At 75.6% G+C, this 16,936-nt stretch carries 14 protein-coding genes and 1 pseudogene; 5 read left to right on the forward strand and 10 right to left on the reverse strand.

The window, feature by feature from the left end:
- Window positions 1-330: 330 nt before the first annotated feature.
- The 8 genes and pseudogenes from KCH_RS02285 to KCH_RS38985 all read right to left on the reverse strand — a co-directional run bounded on the left by KCH_RS02285 (window position 331) and on the right by KCH_RS38985 (window position 11,239).
- Window positions 331-1,686: a PP2C family protein-serine/threonine phosphatase gene (locus KCH_RS02285; RefSeq protein ID WP_084223127.1), complete on the reverse strand. Its 1,356-nt coding sequence runs from the start codon at window positions 1,684-1,686 to the stop codon at window positions 331-333.
- Between the two features lie 535 nt (window positions 1,687-2,221).
- Complete coding sequence (locus KCH_RS38980) at window positions 2,222-3,361, reverse strand: protein kinase domain-containing protein (RefSeq protein WP_157031845.1); 1,140 nt, start codon at window positions 3,359-3,361, stop codon at window positions 2,222-2,224.
- On the reverse strand, window positions 3,358-4,830 hold the full coding sequence (locus KCH_RS36650; RefSeq protein WP_051652643.1) for a WD40 repeat domain-containing protein: 1,473 nt from the start codon (window positions 4,828-4,830) through the stop codon (window positions 3,358-3,360). Before KCH_RS36650 ends, KCH_RS38980 begins: the two co-directional genes overlap by 4 nt.
- On the reverse strand, window positions 4,827-6,254 hold the full coding sequence (locus KCH_RS02300; protein WP_279635821.1) for an SAV_2336 N-terminal domain-related protein: 1,428 nt from the start codon (window positions 6,252-6,254) through the stop codon (window positions 4,827-4,829). Before KCH_RS02300 ends, KCH_RS36650 begins: the two co-directional genes overlap by 4 nt.
- A 3-nt stretch (window positions 6,255-6,257) precedes the next feature.
- A pseudogene (locus KCH_RS02305) lies at window positions 6,258-7,279 on the reverse strand (AAA family ATPase).
- A gap of 34 nt (window positions 7,280-7,313) precedes the next feature.
- Window positions 7,314-9,533, reverse strand: coding sequence for a VMAP-C domain-containing protein (locus KCH_RS45800; protein ID WP_035858501.1), 2,220 nt, complete (start codon window positions 9,531-9,533; stop codon window positions 7,314-7,316).
- Between the two features lie 5 nt (window positions 9,534-9,538).
- Window positions 9,539-9,973: a CU044_2847 family protein gene (locus KCH_RS02315; RefSeq protein WP_063750250.1), complete on the reverse strand. Its 435-nt coding sequence runs from the start codon at window positions 9,971-9,973 to the stop codon at window positions 9,539-9,541.
- A gap of 69 nt (window positions 9,974-10,042) precedes the next feature.
- Window positions 10,043-11,239, reverse strand: a complete 1,197-nt coding sequence (locus KCH_RS38985; RefSeq protein WP_084223131.1) for a GyrI-like domain-containing protein — start codon at window positions 11,237-11,239, stop codon at window positions 10,043-10,045.
- Window positions 11,240-11,468: 229 nt separating this feature from the next.
- Between KCH_RS38985 and KCH_RS02325 the strand changes: the two genes are divergently transcribed.
- Window positions 11,469-11,858, forward strand: a complete 390-nt coding sequence (locus KCH_RS02325) for a hypothetical protein (RefSeq protein ID WP_035858502.1) — start codon at window positions 11,469-11,471, stop codon at window positions 11,856-11,858.
- Window positions 11,859-11,957: 99 nt separating this feature from the next.
- On the opposite strand, the gene KCH_RS02330 is transcribed toward KCH_RS02325, so the two are convergent.
- Window positions 11,958-12,587: a hypothetical protein gene (locus tag KCH_RS02330; RefSeq protein WP_157031846.1), complete on the reverse strand. Its 630-nt coding sequence runs from the start codon at window positions 12,585-12,587 to the stop codon at window positions 11,958-11,960.
- Between the two features lie 323 nt (window positions 12,588-12,910).
- Complete coding sequence (locus KCH_RS02335) at window positions 12,911-13,720, reverse strand: class I SAM-dependent methyltransferase (protein ID WP_341865332.1); 810 nt, start codon at window positions 13,718-13,720, stop codon at window positions 12,911-12,913.
- 383 nt (window positions 13,721-14,103) lie between these two features.
- Here KCH_RS02335 and KCH_RS02340 point away from each other — a divergent pair, with 383 nt between their 5' ends.
- From KCH_RS02340 to KCH_RS02355, 4 genes are read left to right on the forward strand one after another with little or no spacing between them, the layout of a single operon-like run.
- Window positions 14,104-14,310 carry a hypothetical protein gene (locus KCH_RS02340; protein ID WP_035858506.1) on the forward strand — a complete coding sequence of 69 codons (207 nt, stop codon included), beginning with the start codon at window positions 14,104-14,106 and terminating at the stop codon, window positions 14,308-14,310.
- Between the two features lie 41 nt (window positions 14,311-14,351).
- Window positions 14,352-15,026 carry a hypothetical protein gene (locus KCH_RS02345; RefSeq protein ID WP_035858508.1) on the forward strand — a complete coding sequence of 225 codons (675 nt, stop codon included), beginning with the start codon at window positions 14,352-14,354 and terminating at the stop codon, window positions 15,024-15,026.
- Window positions 15,023-15,943, forward strand: coding sequence for a DUF6895 family protein (locus tag KCH_RS02350; RefSeq protein ID WP_035858510.1), 921 nt, complete (start codon window positions 15,023-15,025; stop codon window positions 15,941-15,943). The genes KCH_RS02345 and KCH_RS02350 overlap by 4 nt, the downstream gene beginning before the upstream one ends.
- Window positions 15,940-16,905, forward strand: a complete 966-nt coding sequence (locus KCH_RS02355; protein WP_051652647.1) for a serine hydrolase domain-containing protein — start codon at window positions 15,940-15,942, stop codon at window positions 16,903-16,905. The genes KCH_RS02350 and KCH_RS02355 overlap by 4 nt, the downstream gene beginning before the upstream one ends.
- Window positions 16,906-16,936 lie beyond the last annotated feature (31 nt).

Consider the following 16,936-nt stretch of genomic DNA (forward strand, 5'->3'; position numbering starts at 1 on the left):
CCCGACTGCGCGGGCCGCCCCGGCGGCCGTAGGTTCGCAGTGCGGCGGGCGGGACCGCCCGCCCCCGAACCCCGTGAACAGGAGCGCCCCGATGTCCGATTGGCAGCCGCAGAAGGAACGTCCGCTCTGGCCCTGGATCCTGCTGGCCGTCGTGGTGGTGGGCGTCTGCATCAACGTGACGCTGAGCCTGATGTAGCGGGCCCGTGCAGCACCGTGGTCGCCGGCCTCTCGCTGCTCCGGGCGCCGACTTCGGCATCGGCCTGCTCCCCCGCGACAGGCTCGACGCGCTGTCCGCCGAACTCGCCGAACTGCCGCTCCGACCCGGCCCGTTCACGATCTCTTCGGGGTGCGGATCGCCAGCACCGCCATGTCGTCGTGGCCGTCGCCCGGGTGGTGGTCGGCGAGCGCCCGCACCAGTTCCTCCAGCGGCAGGGCGGCGTGCTCGGCGGCCAGCCGCGCCAGCGCGTCCAGGCCCTCGTCGAGGTGGCGGTCGGGCCGTTCGATCAGACCGTCGGTGAAGAACAGCACGGTCGCGCCGTCGGGCAGCCGGTGCGAGTGGTCGGGCCGGTGGATCGCGGTGTCGACGCCGATCGGGATGCCGGGATCGCCCTGCAGGTACCAGGTGCCCCCGTCCGGGCCGAGGACCAGCGGCGGCGGGTGCCCCGCGGTGCTCCAGTGGATCGTCCAGCCCTGCCCGTCGGCGGGCTCGATCCGCGCCAGGAACGCCGTGGTCACCGGCAGGTCGGTGATGGCGTGCACGGTGCGGTCGAGCTGGGTCAGCACCGAACTCGGCGGGCTGCGGCGGTCGTAGAGCAGGGCGCGCAGCATGTTGCGGGCCTGCGCCATCGCGGCGGCGGCGTGCAGGTCGTGGCCGACCACGTCGCCGATGACGGCCGCGCAGGCCCGGTCGGGCAGGATCACGGCGTCGTACCAGTCCCCGCCGACGCCGGCCGGCGAGGCGGCGGTGCGGTACACGGCCGCCCCGGAGAAGGGCGACAGGTCCGGCAGCGTCGGCAGCAGCATCCGCTGGAACTGCGCGGCGCTGTCCCGCACGTACCCGAACAGGCGGGCGTTCTCGATCGCGATGCCCGCCGCGCCCGCCAGCGCCCGCACCACCTCCTCGTCGGCCTCGTCGAACGGCCGGCCGTCCTGACGCTCCGACAGGTACAGGTCGCCGTAGATCTCGCCCCGCACGGTGATCGCCACGCCCAGCAGCGTCCGCATCGGCGGATGGCCGGGCGGGAAGCCCACCGACGCCGGGTGCGCGGCGATGTCCGACACCCGCAGCGGCTCCGGATGCCGGATCAGGTGCCCGAGGACGCCGCGCCCGCGCGGGAAGTCGATGCCCTCCAGCGCGGCCCGCTCCTGCGGCGACAGGCCCGCGGTGATGAACTGCTCCAGCCGGTCGCCGGACGGGGCGAGGATCCCGAGCGCCCCGTACCGGGCCCCGCCCAGCTCCATCGCCGTGGTGACGATCCGGTGCAGCACCGCCGGCAGGTCCAGGTCCCCGCCGATCGCCAGCACCGCCGACAGCAACCCCTGCAGGCGCTCCTTCGCCCCCGCCAGCGCACGCAGCTGCGCCGCGATGCCGTCCGGCTCGCCCGCCTCCGCGGCACCCTCCGTCCGACTCGCTCCACCCGCTGCTGCCGCAGGGCCCTGTCCCGACCTCGGCGTCTCGTCGCTCATCGAGGTCAACGGTACGCACCACCACGCCGCCCGAACCGCCCAACACGCGGCCACTCAGCCCGACCCGCCCTTTACTTGGCAATTGACGGGCATTCAGGACCACACCCCCGACACCGGCACCGGACCAGCATCCCGGCCCCGAGCCCCACCTGCTCCCCCGTGCGCACCAGCCTCGCCCGCCGAGGGGAGCGTCCCGACCCCTGACCCGACCTCGGCCCACGGCTGTCCGAACGCTCCCGCGCCACCGCGCCACCTTGGTGCACCGAGGAGCCGACGCGCTCCCTCCCGAAGGTCGACCGCAGGCGCCGTGGACGCGGCGGGGCACCCCGCCCCCGCCCGACTGGTGCGGCACGGTCGTCGGCGACGGCGCCGCGCCAGACGCGTGGACTGCTGCACCGACCACCCACCACCCGCCGCCACCGTGCGAATCGCCGACCGCCAGGCCCTCCGCCTCCCACACACCACTCCGCGCCAGGCCATCCCGCCCACCGAGGCCGAGAACTGACCGCACCTCACCCCGCGCCGGGCTCGCCGGTCAGTGTCGCGACGGCGTCGAGGAGCAGCGCCCGGGTGTCCTGTTCGGCCGCGCCGAGCAGGTCGAGTACGGGTGTGGTGTCGAGCTCGGCGGGTGCCTCGACGTCGTCGACGCGGACCAGCAGCAGGCTGCCCCGTGCCACGGCCGCCGCCACCTGCTCCCACCATCCGTGGCGGGCGGCGACCTGGAGGACGGCCGTCCGGGAGAGCAGCAGGACGGTGTGTTCGGGGCCGAAGGCGGGGAATCGCAGCCCGGCCTCGGAGTCCAGCAGGACGGTCTCCACCAGGTAGCGCCCGGCCAGTTGGCTCTGGATCCAGGATCCCCACGCCCCGTCCGCGCGGGTGCGCCCGAGGTGGAGCTCGGGAGCGGCGACCCTGCCCGCGGGGCGGGCAGCCGGGACAGCCGCTGGAACGCCCCGGCGACGGTCTCGGCGCTGTCCGGCCGCTGCGCCGGGTCCTGGTGGGTGAGGGCGGCGATCAGCTCCCGGACCTGCTCGGAGGCCCTGGCCGGGAGGGCCGGGTTGCGGGGGCCGCGCTCGGGCAGCGACGGCGGCCCGTCCGGGGGCAGCAGCGTGCCGGAGAGCAGCGCGAGCGCCAGCCGGCCGAGGGAGTACAGGTCCCCGTCGGGCTGCCCGTCCTCCCCGGCCAGCCGCTCGGGCGCGGCGTACGGCGTGGCGTGCCACAGCGGCGGGCCGGTCCGGTCCATCGGGCTGGGTTCGGTGATCCTGGCGTTCCCGTCCTCGTCGATCAGCACCTCCTGCGGCGACACGCTGCCGTGCGCCTCCCCGGACCGGTGCACGGCGGACAGGCCGTCGGCGATCTGCGCCAGCCAGCGCAGCTGGTGACTGATCGTCACGGACTGCCCACCGGCGATCACTTGGGACAGCGCCCGCCCCGTCCCCCACGCCGACACCGTGTAGGCCTGGTCCCCGTCGACGCCCATCGCGAGCAGCGGCAGCAGGTCCGGATGGGGCGGGGCCGACCGCAACGGCCCCTCGGCCAGGGCGGCGGTCCGCCGGTCCGCCGCCGACCGCATCCTGATCAGGACGGACGCGTCGCTGCCGTTCGCCTGCGCGACCCACAGGCCGTCCAGGTCGCGCAGGACCCGGTAGTCGACGCCGCCGACGACGAGATCGGTCAACGGCCGGGGCCGGGCGGCGCGCCCGGGCACGGCGGACCCCGGCGGGCGAGGGTGCCGGTGCCGGGGGCGGCCACGGCCCTGATCGAGTCCGGGGTCCAGAGCCGGGGGCGGCGGCTCGTGTCGGCGACCAGCACGTGCGGCGCGCCGCTGTGGGTGACGACGCGGGCGATCTGCCCCTCGGGGATGGCCGTGCTGCCGTACAGCACCCCGGAGGACAGTTCCCAGCGGCGTACCGTGCGGTCGTCCGAGACGGTGATCGCGGTCGCGCCGCCCGTCCCCACGACGAGTTGGGTGACCGGCCCGGTGTGCCCGGTCAGCACCCTGCGGCACCTGCCGTTGTTGGCGCTCCAGACCCGGACGGTGCTGTCGTCGCTGATGGTGACGGCCTGCGGCTGCCGGTCGACGATGTTCAGCGCGATCCGGTTGACCGGCCCGGTATGACCGGTCATCACGATCTTCGACTGCCCGTCGAGCAGGTCCCAGCCCCGGCAGGTGCCGTCGGCGGACGCGGTGAACACGTAGGTGCGGTCGTACACGGTCGTCACGGCCGCGTGCGTGACGGGGCCGCGGTGCCCGGTCAGCACGCTCCGGCAGGTCCCGCCGGTGAGGTCCCAGACCCGCGCGGTGCCGTCCTGCGAGGTGGTGATCGCGTACGGGCGGCGCTCGAAGACGGTGGTGGTGGCGAAGGTGACGGGGCCGCGGTGGCCGGTCAGCACGTTCCGGCAGGACGTGTCGACGAGGTCCCAGATCCGGGCGGTCCCGTCCTCGGACGCGGTGATCGCGTGCAGCCGGCGGTCGAGCACCGCGGTGGTGAGGAAGGTGACCGGCAGTTCGTGGCCGATCAGCGCGTACTCGCGCTGCCACCGCGCCATGCTCCAGACCTCCACGGAGCCCGTGCCGGTGCACACGAGCGCGTGCGGGTGGCCTTTCACCACCGCGGCCTCGGCGTGGCTCACGCCCTGCGGGAATGTCGCCCTCCGATTGGACACCTGGCTGAAGCCCGCCGGGGGCCAGAGGGTGACGCCCCGTCGGTCGTGAACGACGCTGTACGTCATTCCGGTGGCCACCACCATGGCGACACCGATCTCCGGGCGGGCGCCCTCGGCCGACACCGCCGCCGGCACCACCTCGGACTCGGCCTCGACCTCGGGCACCGGCACGACCTCCGGCTGACGCTCAACCTCGGGTGCCACCTCCGCCTCGGCGCCGTCGGCCACCGCGTCCCCGGCATCCGTCGCGGCCGGCGCCGCCCCGCTCTCCAGGCTGACGCCCAGGTGCCGCAGCAGCGCCGCGCCGATGGTGGCGAACGCGGCGCCCTCGGGAACGGGGCCGCCGCGCAGACCGGGGTCGGCGAGCCAGGCGGGGAAGTCCGGTGAGCTGCCGGCCAGGGCGCTGATCCGGTCCGACACGGCGTGGGTGACGGCGACCAGGCTGCCGGTCGGGAAGGCCGCGAAGAGCTCGTCCTTCACGGCGGCGGGGAAGTCGAACAGCCGCTGGTTGGGCGGGAGTTCGGGCCCGTCCCGGCGGGCGGCGGGACGGGGCGGAGGAGCCCGCCGAGGAAGACCTCGGCCAGTGGCACGGATCCGGACCGGCCGGTCGGGTCGAGCGCGGACTGCACCAGCCGCATCACCGGCACGCTGACGGGGGCGAGCGCCGCGAGGTGCGCGGCGAGCCGGTGCGCCGTCGGCGAGACTCCGGCGACGAAGCGTTCCAGCGTCCGCGCCGCCGGCCTGGGGGTTGACGGGGCGTCAGCGGGCCGGGCGAGGGTCGGCGGCTGCCACAGCGGCAGTTCCGCCTCGGTGCCGCCGGCGGCCAGCAGCCGGGCCCAGTCGGCGAGCGCGGCGGGGGTCAACTCCAGGACGGGCACCGGATTTTCGGCCGCCTGGCCGGTGAACCAGGGCAGCAGCGGATCGCGCACGCTCCAGGTGTGGTTGGCGGCGCCGCGCCGGTCCGTCCGGACGCTGAGGTGACGGGCCGCCAGGCCGGTGCCGGCCCAAAGCCGTCGGGGCAGGGTGTGGACGACGGCCAGCGGCCCGCTGCGGCCCCAGTCGGCGAGGACCTCGCGCATCCGGCCGTCCCGCCAGGCCAGCCCGGCGCCGTCGCTGACGACGACGATCAGGGTCTGCCCGGTGGGGTCGACGACCGCCTTGGTGGGCACGGTGGCGGGCGCGTCGGTGAACGGCCGGGGGCGCAGCGCGATCGGGTCCGGTCCGCGCGAGCGCAGGCCCAGGTGCTGGATCTGCCGGAAGGCGCCGGTGTGTTGGAGCAGGTCGGACAGTTCGGCGACCAGCCGCCGCCACAGCAGCATCGACACGCCGTCGTCGACGACCAGCAGGCAGCGCAGCCAGCGTTCCCGGGCCGGGCGCAGGACGACGATCGGCTGGCGGCTCTCCGCGATGGCCTCGGCGGAGGCGCGCTCGTCGATGAACCGGTGGTGGCTGCTGGGCCGGTGCTGCCGCAGCGGGCGCAGGCTGCGGGCCAGCAGCCGTTCCTGCGGCAGCTCCTTGGGCTCGGGCACCCGCAGCCCGTGGCCGCCCCCGCGGTGGTCGTTCCCGCCGCGGCGGGCCCGGTCGGGGCCGGGCGCGCGGCGGCGTGCAGCGGCAGGCCGTCCGGCGGGGGCAGCCGCTGCGCGGGTTCGGCAGGCTCCGGTTCGGCGGGCGGCGGATCGCCGGCGGGGGCGTCCGTTCCCGGCGGCGCCGGTCCGGGGCGGCGGTCGTCGGCGGGTGCCCGGTCGGCCTCCGGCGTGCCGGGAGCGCCCGGGGCTCGGCGGGTCCGGCCTGCCGGGGCCGGAGCCGGTCGGCGAGCCAGAGTGCGTCGAGCAGGGCGTGCGCGTCGAGGTCCAGCCCGGCCTCGGCGAGGGCGGCCAGGACGCGGGGGCCGTGTCCGGGTGCAAGGGTCAGCTCGTCCCGCCGAGGCTGCGGAGCACGGCCCGCAGCACGTGGTCCTGGTTGGCGGGGACGCCGCCGGTGCGCAGGAAGACCGCGTTGAGGAGCTGGTCGGTGGCGAGTTCGCCCTCGGCGCGGCGTTCGAGGAACTCCTCCAGGAGCGCTTCGGCCGCGGGCAGGGCCGCGCCGCCGAGGTGGGTGGTGACGATGTCGAGGAGGCGGTCGCGGTCGGGGTCGGGCAGGTCGAGGCGCAGGCAGCGGCGCAGGAAGGCCGGCGGGAACTCGCGTTCGCCGTTGCTGGTGATGACGACCACCGGGAACTCGGTGCAGGTGATCCGCCCGTCCCGGACGGCGACGGGGTGCCGTCCGGCCCGGCGGGGTGCACCAGGACCTCGCGGGGCGCGTCGTCCTCGGGGGCGCGCCGCAGTTGGGCGAGTTCGGGGATGTCGAAGAAGCCGTCCTCGAACACGGTCAGCAGGTCGTTGGGCAGGTCGAGGTCCCCCTTGTCGAGTTCGTCGACCAGCAGCACCCGCGGCAGCGGTCCGGGCACCAGCGCGGTGCCGACCGGGCCGAGGTGGATGAACGCCCCCGGGTCCGCCCCCGGGTCCGCGCCGGGATCGTCCGCCGCTTCGGCGCGTTCGCGGCGCAGCGCGCTCTCCCGCAGCCGTCCGATGGCGTCGTAGCGGTAGAGCGCGTCCTGAAGCGTGGAGCGGGAGTTGACGGGCCAGTGCAGGACGGCGCCGAGTCCGAGTTCGTGCGCGACGGCGTGGGCGAGCGAGGACTTTCCGGTGCCGGGGCGGCCGGTGACCAGCAGCGGGCGGCGCAGGTGCAGGGCGGCGTTGACGATGTCGGCCTCGGCGCGGCCGAGCCGGTACGGGAAGGGCTGCGGCCCGTCGGGGGCGCGGTCGGGGCGGGTGCCGAACCGTCGCCAGGGCGGGGCGGCGGGCAGCGCGCTGACGGCGCGTCGGACGCCGTCGCCGTGGAAGAGCTGCCAGCCGTCGGGGGCGGTCTCCGGGGTGGTGGCCGGGTTCATGCGGGCGCTCCGGGAGGTCGGTGGTCGGTGGTGGTCACAGGGCCGGCCGCTCTTCCGGGTCGAAGAGGTCCAGGACGGCCGGCGCGGGCCGGTCGGGGTGCTCCTGGGCGAGGGCGGGTCGTACCGGGTGCTTGCTGCTGTCGCCGTGGACGAGGGCCCGGTAGCGGCGGACGCGTTCGGCGAACCCGTCGTGGGTGCCGTCGGGGCCGACCGGGTCGAAGTGGTCGCTGGGCAGCAGCCCGGCGGTCTCCCGGTCCCACAGCACCACGGGGACGCCGACGACCAGGCAGATCGCGGCGTACCGGTGGCGGACGGCGGTGTCGGGGGTGCGGACCACGACCCGGGCGGTCCGCTGGTCGTGCTTGACGGCGGCGACGACCTGGCGGGGTTCGCGGTGCGAGTCGTCGAGGTGCAGCGGGGGCGCGTGGTCGCGGTGGGCCCAGCGGCGGCGCAGCGATCCGGTGCGTTCGGCCTGCCGGACGCCGCTGAGTTCGCCGCCGAGCCGCACCACCACCTGGTGGTTGAGGCCGAGCGGTTCGGGGCCGAAGCCGAGGCCGTACGGGTCGTCGGGTTCGGCGGCGTCCCAGTCCTCGACGGGCAGGCCGAGGTCGTGCGGGTCGAGGAAGAACTCGACCAGGGCTTCGCCTCCGCCGGCGGCCACGATGGCGTGGATGTGCCGGGCGACGGCGTCCGGCGGCAGCGGTTCGGCGGCCTGTTCGGCGGGTCTGGGCCGGCCGCCGTCCTCGTCGATCCACACCTGGCAGAGGAAGCGGCCGGGTCCGCTGCCGCCGGCGTGCTGGTAGCGACTGAGGCCGACGGCGACCCGCGGCCGGGCGGGGGTCCGGGTGTCGCGGGCGGCCCAGTCCGCGGCGTCCGCCCGGTGTTCGAACAGCGCCGGGTCGGGGATGCCGAGCCGGCGGGCGACCCGGCCGGTCCAGTCCTGGTGCTCCTCGGCCACGGCCGGCCGGGTGCCGCGCAGTTGGGCCGCCCGGAACTCGGCCAGCCGCAGCAGCGGCGGCACCCGCGGGACGCCGGGGGTGGCGGACGGCCCGCCGTGCAGGGTCTCCAGGTGGGCGATCAGCTCGGGCACGGCGGCCTGTTCGAGGGCGGCGGCGTGCTCGCCGCTGCCGGGCAGCCGGAGTCCGGCGGGCAGCGGGACGTCCGGCAGCGCGGCCCGGAACGCGCTGCCGAGCGGGAGTTCGGGGACGGGCTCGCCGAACAGCCGGACCAGCCAGCCGTGTTCCTCCGGCGAGAGCAGCGCGGCGGTGCCGAGCAGTCGGCCGTGTGCGGCGAGGCGGTCCGCGGCGACGGGGTGCGCGGCGCGCAGCGACTCGCAGAGCGCCGCCAGCGCCCGCGGCGTCTCGGCGAGCACGGCCGCGAGTTCCTCCGGGGCCGGCCCGCTGTCCTCGGCGCCGAGCACGGCGAGCCCGCAGGCCCCGGCCATCGCCCGCGCGTGCCGGCCGCGGAGCGCGGCGGTGGGCAGTTCGGCCCGGACGATCGCGGCCAACCGGCGGTGGCCCTCGGCGCCGGCCGAGGCGTGCCGCTCGTCCGCGCCCTGGGCGGGCGGCAGCAGCCGATCCGCCGTCACCTCGCCCATCTTCTCGGCGAGTTGCTCGCGTGCGACCTGCCACGGGACGGCCAGTCCCCGGTCGTCGTACCCGGCGCCGTTCAGCTTGCCCACCACCAGGCCGACCACGGCCTCGTCCCGGGGCGACCAGAGCGGCCCCCCGCTGTAGCCGGGGACGATGCCCGGCCCGGTGGCGAGGGCCCGGTCGAGGTAGGACAGCGCCGGGCCGCAGGCGGTGACGGTGGTGTCGACGTAGCTCTCCGGCGCCCGGCCGCTGTACCAGGCGCGCACCCGGTGCCCGCGGCGCAGCGCCCGCCAGCGCTGTTCGACCACGGCGGGCGGCGGTTCGCCGTCGAGTTCGAGCAGCGCCAGGTCGCCGTGCCACTCCGGCGTACCGGCCCGGACGGGGCCGCCGCCCGGGGCGCGCGGGGCGATCCACACGGCGCAGCGGGCGGTGGCGGTGCCGGTGCGGAAGCCGACCCGCAGCGTGGCCGGGCCGGGGTCGGCGGGGTCGAGCTGGTCCCGGCCGAGCGCGTCGTTGACCACGTGCGCGCAGGTCAGGACGAGCCTGCCGGTCAGGTACACCCCGCAGCCGGAGGCCTGGCCGGTGCCGGTGAGGACGGTGGCCAGCGAGGAGAGCAGCGCCTGCTCCGCGGTGTCCCCGCCGGTCCCGAACCAGCCGCCCATGGCGGTCAGCTGCCGGCGGGCTGAGCGGGCAGTGCGGGGGGCGCGGGCGGCAGCTTCCAGGTCGCCGAGACGGTCATCGTCGCCTCGGCCTTGCCGCCGACGATGCCGAGCTTGAGGTCCGCGCCGAACTGCACCCCGAACTCGACGGACACCTCGTCGGGCCGGGCCGGTACGGCCGCCACCGTGTCGTGGACCTCCTGCAGCAGCGGCACCAGCGGCTTCAGCGCCAGGCGCAGCGCGTCCCGCGCGAGTGCCGCCGTCCGGGCGCCCGCCCCGCTGGACACGGGGACCGCCCCGACCAGGTCCGGCGGCCTGCCCCAGTCCGCGTCCTCCGCCTGCTCCTTCCCGTCGGCCGGCCGGGCCGCGCCGGGGCCGATCGGGAAGACCCGCAGCATGATTGACGTGTCGTCAGAGAGTCCGAGCTCGATGTACTCCGTCACGCCCACGAGTATGGCGGCGGCCGCCCGGGCGTGTCGGGGAAACCGGCAAGCAGGCGCACATCCGCGACGTCACCGCGCTCCCGACTCCGGCTCGGGCCCGACCGGCTGGCGGACCACGGTCCGCAGCTTCTCGGGCGCGGCCCGGCGCGGATCGCCGAGGTAGACCTCGTGGTGCAGCGCGGTCGGCCGGAGCCCGTGGGCCGGCAGGTACTCGTGGTGCAGCCGGTGCAGCGCCGGGCCCTCGTCGTCGTACGGGCCGATGTGCAGCAACTGGGCGCTGGGGCCTTCGTGCAGCGTGAGCCGGCGGACCTCGGCGACGGCCGGGAGCTTCTTCTTCGCCAGCGCCGTCTGCCGGGCCTCCTCGACCTGCTCCTCGGTGATCCACGGCGGCAGGCTGATCAGCATCGTCCAGTTCCAGCTGTCCTTGGCCCGGCTGGTGAACGCCTCCGGCCGGTCCGCCCACCACAGCCCTTCCAGCGGCCCGACCACGAAGTCCCCGCCCTCGCTGCGCTTTCCGGCGAACTTCAGCGTGTACGCCACCGCGTACAGCGCCTCCACCGCCCTCGTGTACGCGGGCGCCGTGTTCGGGTTGCCCGTCCCGTCCACGGCCAGGAACTGCTGCGGGGGCACGTCCACCACGGCCCAGTCGGTGTTCTTGGGCGCGTAGAGCTCCTTCAATTCCTTCTTGACGTCGTACGGCGCCATCTTCGGCTCTCCTCCTTGACGGCGGGCCTCGCCCAGCGACGCCCGGTAGCGTTCCAACCAGTCCTGCTCGGCCCGGAGTTGACCGAGGCTGTAGTCGAAGATCGCCCGCACGAACTCCGGCCCGGGCTCCCCCGCGGCCTCGGCCCGCCGCACCTCCTCGATTCGCTCGGCCAGCGCCCGCGACCGCCGCTCCAGCGCGGCCAGCACCCGCGAACGGTCGACGGCCGGCTGATTGGCCAGCCCCACCAGCACCCGCGGAAACACCGGCCGCAGCTCCGCGAGCGCCTCCTCGGCCGCCGCCGCACACGCCCGCCGACCCTCCGCGGTCGCGGCGAACACCTTCCGCCGCTTGTCGCTCCCCGAGGTCGACCCCTCGGTCTGCTCGATCAGCCCGCGCTCCCGCAGCCTGGTCAACAGGTAGTAGATCGAACTGAACCCGATCTCGGTCCACTCCCGCATCCCGCGCTCGGCGATCACGGCATCCAGCTCGTACCCGTGCCGCGGCTGCTCCACCAGCAGCCCGAGCAGGGTCAGTTCGGCGGCGGTCAGGCCTGTGTCCATGTCGCTATCCTAGCGCTGTAATAACCGCCCGCACCCCGCCCCAACTGACCGCCCTCCCCGCCCGGTTCGACGCCCGACGCCTGCCCGCCGGGGCCCGCCCCTTCCGCGACCGCCCTCGCCCCGAGCCCCCCTGACGGGTCATCACCTCGCCGGCCCGCACTCCCGGCCGCCGCGGCCGGAAGACGCCACGCGTGACGAACCCACCCTCACCGGCTGGTATTACTGAACCATGCAGGAAGAGACCGCACGCACCGCGATCGACACGTTCATCTCCGCGTTCAACGCCTCGGACGACAGCTACGTCACCACCCTGCTCTCCCAGGCCCTGACCTCGGACGTGGTCTTCTGGGGCCCCCTGGGCCGCAGCGAGGGAATCGCCGCCGTCGAGCGCTTCGTCCTCGACATCCGCCACCACCCGGCAGGCCCCGGCACCATGGTGCGCTGCTCGGCAGTCGACATGCCCGACGAATGGGCCCGCTACCAGTGGGTCTTCACCACCCCCGCCGGAGGCCCCCGCCTGGCCGGAACCGACGTCGTCCACCTGCGCCGCAGCCTCATCGACCAGTTCATCGTCTTCGCCGGCGAGATCGACCCGCCCGCCGCCCACCCGGAGCGCTAAAGCCACTCCCCCGCCGGGAGCGCCCACGTGTTCGACCTGGCCGCCGGCCCACCGTGCTCGCCCCCGCCGGGGCCGTGGCGACGAGCCGGCGGCGGGTGCTCAGTACAGCTTCTTCACCGCGGTGTTCAGGGTGTTCTTCCACGGGATCACGGGCGGATCGCCCCAGTAGCTCTGCCACAGGACCAGCGTCACCGTGTCGCCGTCGCGGCCCACGCCCCACAGGTAGTTGACGTCGGGGCGCTCGGTGGCGTTGGAGTCGAAGGTGTGCATCCCCTGAAGGGTCGCGCCCTCCTCGACGTTGATCACCCCGTAGTCGCGGTAGGTCGCGGTCACGCCGGGCCGCTGCGGGGCGTGCGCGCAGGCGATGTAGTCCTGCCGGGCCTTGTCCGCGAAGGCGATGGCCTCGGCCTCCGTGGCGAAGACCGCCACCTTCTGCTGGGCGAGCGCGGTCTCCGCGGTGGTGAAGTCCCGGTGCCAGACGTTGACTTCGGCCGGCTCGCCGGGCCAGCCCACCACACAGTCGAAGTAGTCGCCCCACCCCCGGACGGTCGGCTGGGCGCGCCACGACTCGGTCTTCGGCAGGTCGGAGATGTACAGGGTCCCCGGCTGCGGCCGCCACTGGTCGGCCTCCGCCGCCCGCCCCGGGGCCGCCCCGGCCCCAGCGTCCCGACCGCCAGCACTGCGGCCCCACCGCGACCGCGCCCCGCGCAGCCGTGCACGTACTCCCATGGCTTCCCTCTCTCCGTGCGCTTCGATCACCCCGTCCCGCCCCGGCCGGGGCGGACTCCCTGCCACGGTGGGGTGTCCGCACCCCTGCGGCAGGGCCTTTCGGTCGGAATGACCGAAAAGTCCATGGCTGTCGACCGGGAAGCCGGCCAGTGCGGCGGCCACCGGCCGGACGGTGCGGCAGCGCCCGCCCGACAGCCCCCGACGCGCCGCCGCGCTGTCCACCGGCGCAGCTTGCCGCGGCCGTCGTGAACTCCCCGGCGCCGTCCGGCAGATCGGCGGCTCTCCGCCCGGCGGGCAACGGCCGTCCACGCCCCGGCGCCCGCTCAGGCCCGGGCCAGGAACAGTTCCGCCGACATCGACGCGGTGACCGGGCCCTCCCCCAGGCGCGCCGTCATCTCCTCCGCCAGCGCGGCGTGCAGCGCCGGGTCCTCCGGCCGGCCGCCGCGCTCCGCGACGGCGGCGCGCAGCGGGGTGCCCGTCAGGAACCCGGTCGCCACCGCCCCCGCGGATTCGGCGGTGCCGTCCAGCACCACGGTCTCGTGCCGCTCCAGCGCCAGGCCGCCGCCGGCGAGGTCGGCGGAGACCTGGCCGGGGTCGTGGTACCCGTGCGGCAGCGTACGGAGGAACTCCGGCGGGTCGGCGTGGAACACCTGCGCGACGGCAGCCTGGACGGCGGCGTCGAAGCCGTGCTCCTCGATCGGCCCCCACGTGCTGAACAGCAGCCGACCGTCCGGGGCCAGCACCCGGCGGGCCTCCGCGAAGGCCGCCGGCCGGTCGGGGAAGAACATCGCGCCGAACTGACACACCACCAGGTCGAACGACCCGTCCTCGAACGGCAGTCGCTGCGCATCCGCCTGCCGCCAGGACGCCGTCGGCACCCGCTGGCGCCCGTACCCGACCATCGCCTCGTTCAGGTCCGTCGCCACCAGCTCCGCCGCGGGCAGCGCCACCACCAGCTCGGCCGTCAACACCCCCGTGCCGGCCGCGAGTTCAAGCACCCGCCGCGGTCGCAGCGCAGCGGCCCGCCCGGCCAGGTCCACCGCGAACGGCCGGAACAGCACCGGTACGAGGTACCGCTCGTACGCCTCCGGCATGGACGACGACCAGCGCCGGTCGGCAGGAACTCCGCTCACCCCACCCACGCTAGCCCCGCCTCCGCGCCTCCCCCGCGCAACACACCCGACGACGCACGCGCCTCCCCGCTCGGCCTCCTCGGCGACCGGCCGCGAGCCCCGCCGGAGCGACCGGCCGGCCACCGTGCGCCGGCCCGGTTCGCAGCGCTCCTCGACCCCTGGAACGCGCCCGGAGAAGCGATCCCGACCCGCCCTCCGGGAGGCGGCACTTCCCGTCAGAAAGACCCGACCGGACGAGTTGACAGAATCATGACAGCCGCTCATTTCCGCCGCCCCCGCCCGCCCGCACTCCGCATGCGTGGATCGGAGCACGCCCCTAGCGTGGGGAGAGGACATCGTCGACCCGACGATGACGTCCGTCCTTTCCCAAGGAGGCGTATCCGATGCTTGCCCAGACCGTGCTGCCCAGGGAGCCGGCGCTTGCTCCCCTCCGGGTGTCGTCGCCCGAGATCGGCGCCGTGAAGGCGCTGATGACCGAGGACGAGTCGGCCGTCAGTGACGCGCCGCTGTACCGCCCCGAGGCCGCAGGCTTGCTGCTGCTGCTGGGCCTCGTCCTGCTCTCCCCGAAGGAGCCCAAGGAAAAGAAGTAGCACCGACCCGGCATCAGATCGGAAGAAAGTAGTACACCCTCATGCCGTTCGCTGATTCGCCCCAGCGGGAGTACGCTGCCGCGACCGAGTGGGCGGCAGGCCGCGCCCTCGACGCTCTCACCGGTGCCGAGGGCGCGGCTCTTCCCGCCGCCGACGTGCCCGAGCCGCAGGCGCTGCTCGCCGCCGACCGGGTTCTCGGCCCGGACGTGTTCGCCCCGGCCCTGCTCACCGGCCGCCCGACCCCGCCCGAGGTGGCCGCCCGCGCCGCCGAAGCCTTCGTCCTGTTCCCGGCCGACTGGTCCGGCGTCCACGCGTGGCGCGACCGGGCCACCGCCGAACTCCTCGCCCGCGCCGGGCACCCCGTCGCGGCGGAGTCCCCGCCGCTGCCGCCCGACCCCGGCGAGCACGGCTGGCAGCGCTGGTCGGTCCTGATGGCGCAGCTCTGCTGTCTCGCCCTCCCGACGCTGGACAGCCCCGTGCACCAGCGCGCCCGCGAGCACCCGCTGGCGCTGGCCCGCGGCGCGACCCGCGCCATGCTGCGGCGCGACCACCGCACCGCGACCCGGCTGGTCCGCTGGCTGGCCTGGTTGCAGAGCGTCGGCACGCCGCTCGCGCTGGAGCTCCGGCCCCTGCTGCGGCAGCTCGCGCTGACCGGTGACGGCACCGCCCGCACCGCCCTGGACCTCGCTGTCGCCGAACGGCTGGCCGCGGCATGAACCAGACCCTGCTGAGCAACGCCCACCAGCTCGCCACCCGCTCGCTGGCCTGGCTGTACGCCACCCACGACCAGGGCCACGGCGTCCTCCCCCCGGAGGACAGCAACGTCGACCTGGACCTCTCCAACCCCGACAACGCGTACAAGCCGATCGGCGAGTGCGCGCTGGCCGGCTCGCTGGTGCTGCGGGAGTCGGTGGCCGGGCCCACCGACCGGGAGCGGGCCCGCGCGCTGCTGGACTTCGGCTGGCAGCAGCTGCGCCAGGGCGACCTGCTGTACGAGCGGCAGTTCCGGCACATCCTGATCAGCGACCCGCTGGAGATGTACGGGCACTTCCACCGCTCCGGCTACCGGCACGCGGCACTGGAGGACCTGCTGCACAGCCTGGACGGGCTGCGCTCGACGCATGCCGTGGAGGCGATGGCGAACCGGCAGCTGGCGGTGGTCAACGCCCGGTCGGTGGTCGGGCTGGAGAGCAAGCCCGACTGGGACGCGCTCGCGGCGACCACCTGGCTCGGCGCCCGGCCGGAGCCGTGGGCGATCGACTGGATCACCGGCTACAACGTCACGCACACCGTGTTCCACATGACCGACTGGGGCGCGGTGCCGGACCGGCTGCCGGTGCCGCTGCAGGAGTACCTGGCCGAGTGGCTGCCGGTCTGGGTGGACATCTGGCAGGAGACCGGCCAGTGGGACCTGATGGGCGAGCTGCTGATCGTGGACGCCTGCCTGCCCGAGTCGGTCTGCGACCCGGACAGCCTGGCGCAACTGGTCGCCGTCCAGCACCCGGACGGGCTGCTGCCGCGCGACCTGGACCCGATCGACGAGGACCCGGGCAAGGCGTTCAAGGAGAACGAGCACACCGCGGTGGTGGGCGTGCTGGCCGGCACCCTCACGCTCGCCCGCACCCTCCGGTGAACCCGCACCTGGCCGCCCTGGTCGGCACCGTGCCGCCCGGGTCGGCCGTCACCCTCGCCGTCGCCCGACCGGGCGGCGGCGAGGTGCTGTGCCACGGCCGGACGGCGGGCGACTCCGGCGAGCCGGTGACGCCGGACACCGGCTTCGAACTCGGCTCGGTGAGCAAGACGTTCACGGCGCTGCTGCTGGCGGAGCTGGCCGCCCGGGGCGAGGTCCGCCTCCGGGACACCGTGACGGTCTCCGGGGTGCCGCTCAGCCTGCTGCACCTGGCGACCCACACCTCGGGGCTGCCCCGGGTGCCGCCGGGGCTGCGCCGGTCGGCGCTGCCCGCCTGGTTCAGCAACCCGTACGCGGCGTTCTCCGCCGAGGAGTTGGACCGGGCGCTGGAGCGGACCCGGCTGCGGTTCCCGCCCGGGAGCCGGGTGCAGTACTCGAACTTCGGGGTGGGGCTGCTCGGCCGGGTGCTGGCCGAGAGGTCCGGGGGCGGCTACCCGGGGCTGCTCGCGGAGCGCGTGGCGGGGCCGCTGGGGCTGACCGGGACGGGGTGCGAGCCGGGCGCCGCGGTCGGGTACTTCCGCGGGCGGGCTCTGCCGCCGTGGCGGATCCCGGCGCTGCCCGGGGCGGGGGCCGTCCGCTCCAGCGGCCGTGACCTGCTGCGCTACCTGACGCTCCACCTCGACCCGGGCGGCGCGCCGACGCCGGGGCTGGCGGCGGCGCTGCGCGACGTCCAGCGGCCGCGGCTGGTGAAGCCGCGCTCGGCGGACCGGCTGTGCCTGGTGTGGAACCTGCGGCCACTGCCCGACGGGGACGTGCTGTTCCACTCGGGCGGCACCCGGGGCTTCACCGCGTTCGTGGGGTTCTGTCCGCGGCGGGGCACCGCGCTGGCGGCGCTGACCAACTCCGGGCCCCGCTTCAACAGCCGGTTCATCCAGACCGGGTACCGGGTCTTCCGGGGGCTGTGACGGCGGCGGGCCGCCGGCGCTGGGTGCGCCG

It is taken from the genome of Kitasatospora cheerisanensis KCTC 2395, from assembly GCF_000696185.1.
GTDB classification, from domain to species: Bacteria; Actinomycetota; Actinomycetes; order Streptomycetales; family Streptomycetaceae; genus Kitasatospora; species Kitasatospora cheerisanensis.

Coding starts and splice junctions, on each gene's coding strand:
- KCH_RS02345 (WP_035858508.1), top strand. CDS start 14,352: ATGCCGTTCGCTGATTCGCCCCAGCGGGAGTACGCTGCCGCGACCGAG.
- KCH_RS02340 (WP_035858506.1), top strand. CDS start 14,104: ATGCTTGCCCAGACCGTGCTGCCCAGGGAGCCGGCGCTTGCTCCCCTC.
- KCH_RS45800 (WP_035858501.1), bottom strand. CDS start 9,533: ATGGGCGGCTGGTTCGGGACCGGCGGGGACACCGCGGAGCAGGCGCTG.
- KCH_RS02350 (WP_035858510.1), top strand. CDS start 15,023: ATGAACCAGACCCTGCTGAGCAACGCCCACCAGCTCGCCACCCGCTCG.
- KCH_RS02325 (WP_035858502.1), top strand. CDS start 11,469: ATGCAGGAAGAGACCGCACGCACCGCGATCGACACGTTCATCTCCGCG.
- KCH_RS02285 (WP_084223127.1), bottom strand. CDS start 1,686: ATGAGCGACGAGACGCCGAGGTCGGGACAGGGCCCTGCGGCAGCAGCG.
- KCH_RS38985 (WP_084223131.1), bottom strand. CDS start 11,239: ATGGACACAGGCCTGACCGCCGCCGAACTGACCCTGCTCGGGCTGCTG.
- KCH_RS02330 (WP_157031846.1), bottom strand. CDS start 12,587: ATGGGAGTACGTGCACGGCTGCGCGGGGCGCGGTCGCGGTGGGGCCGC.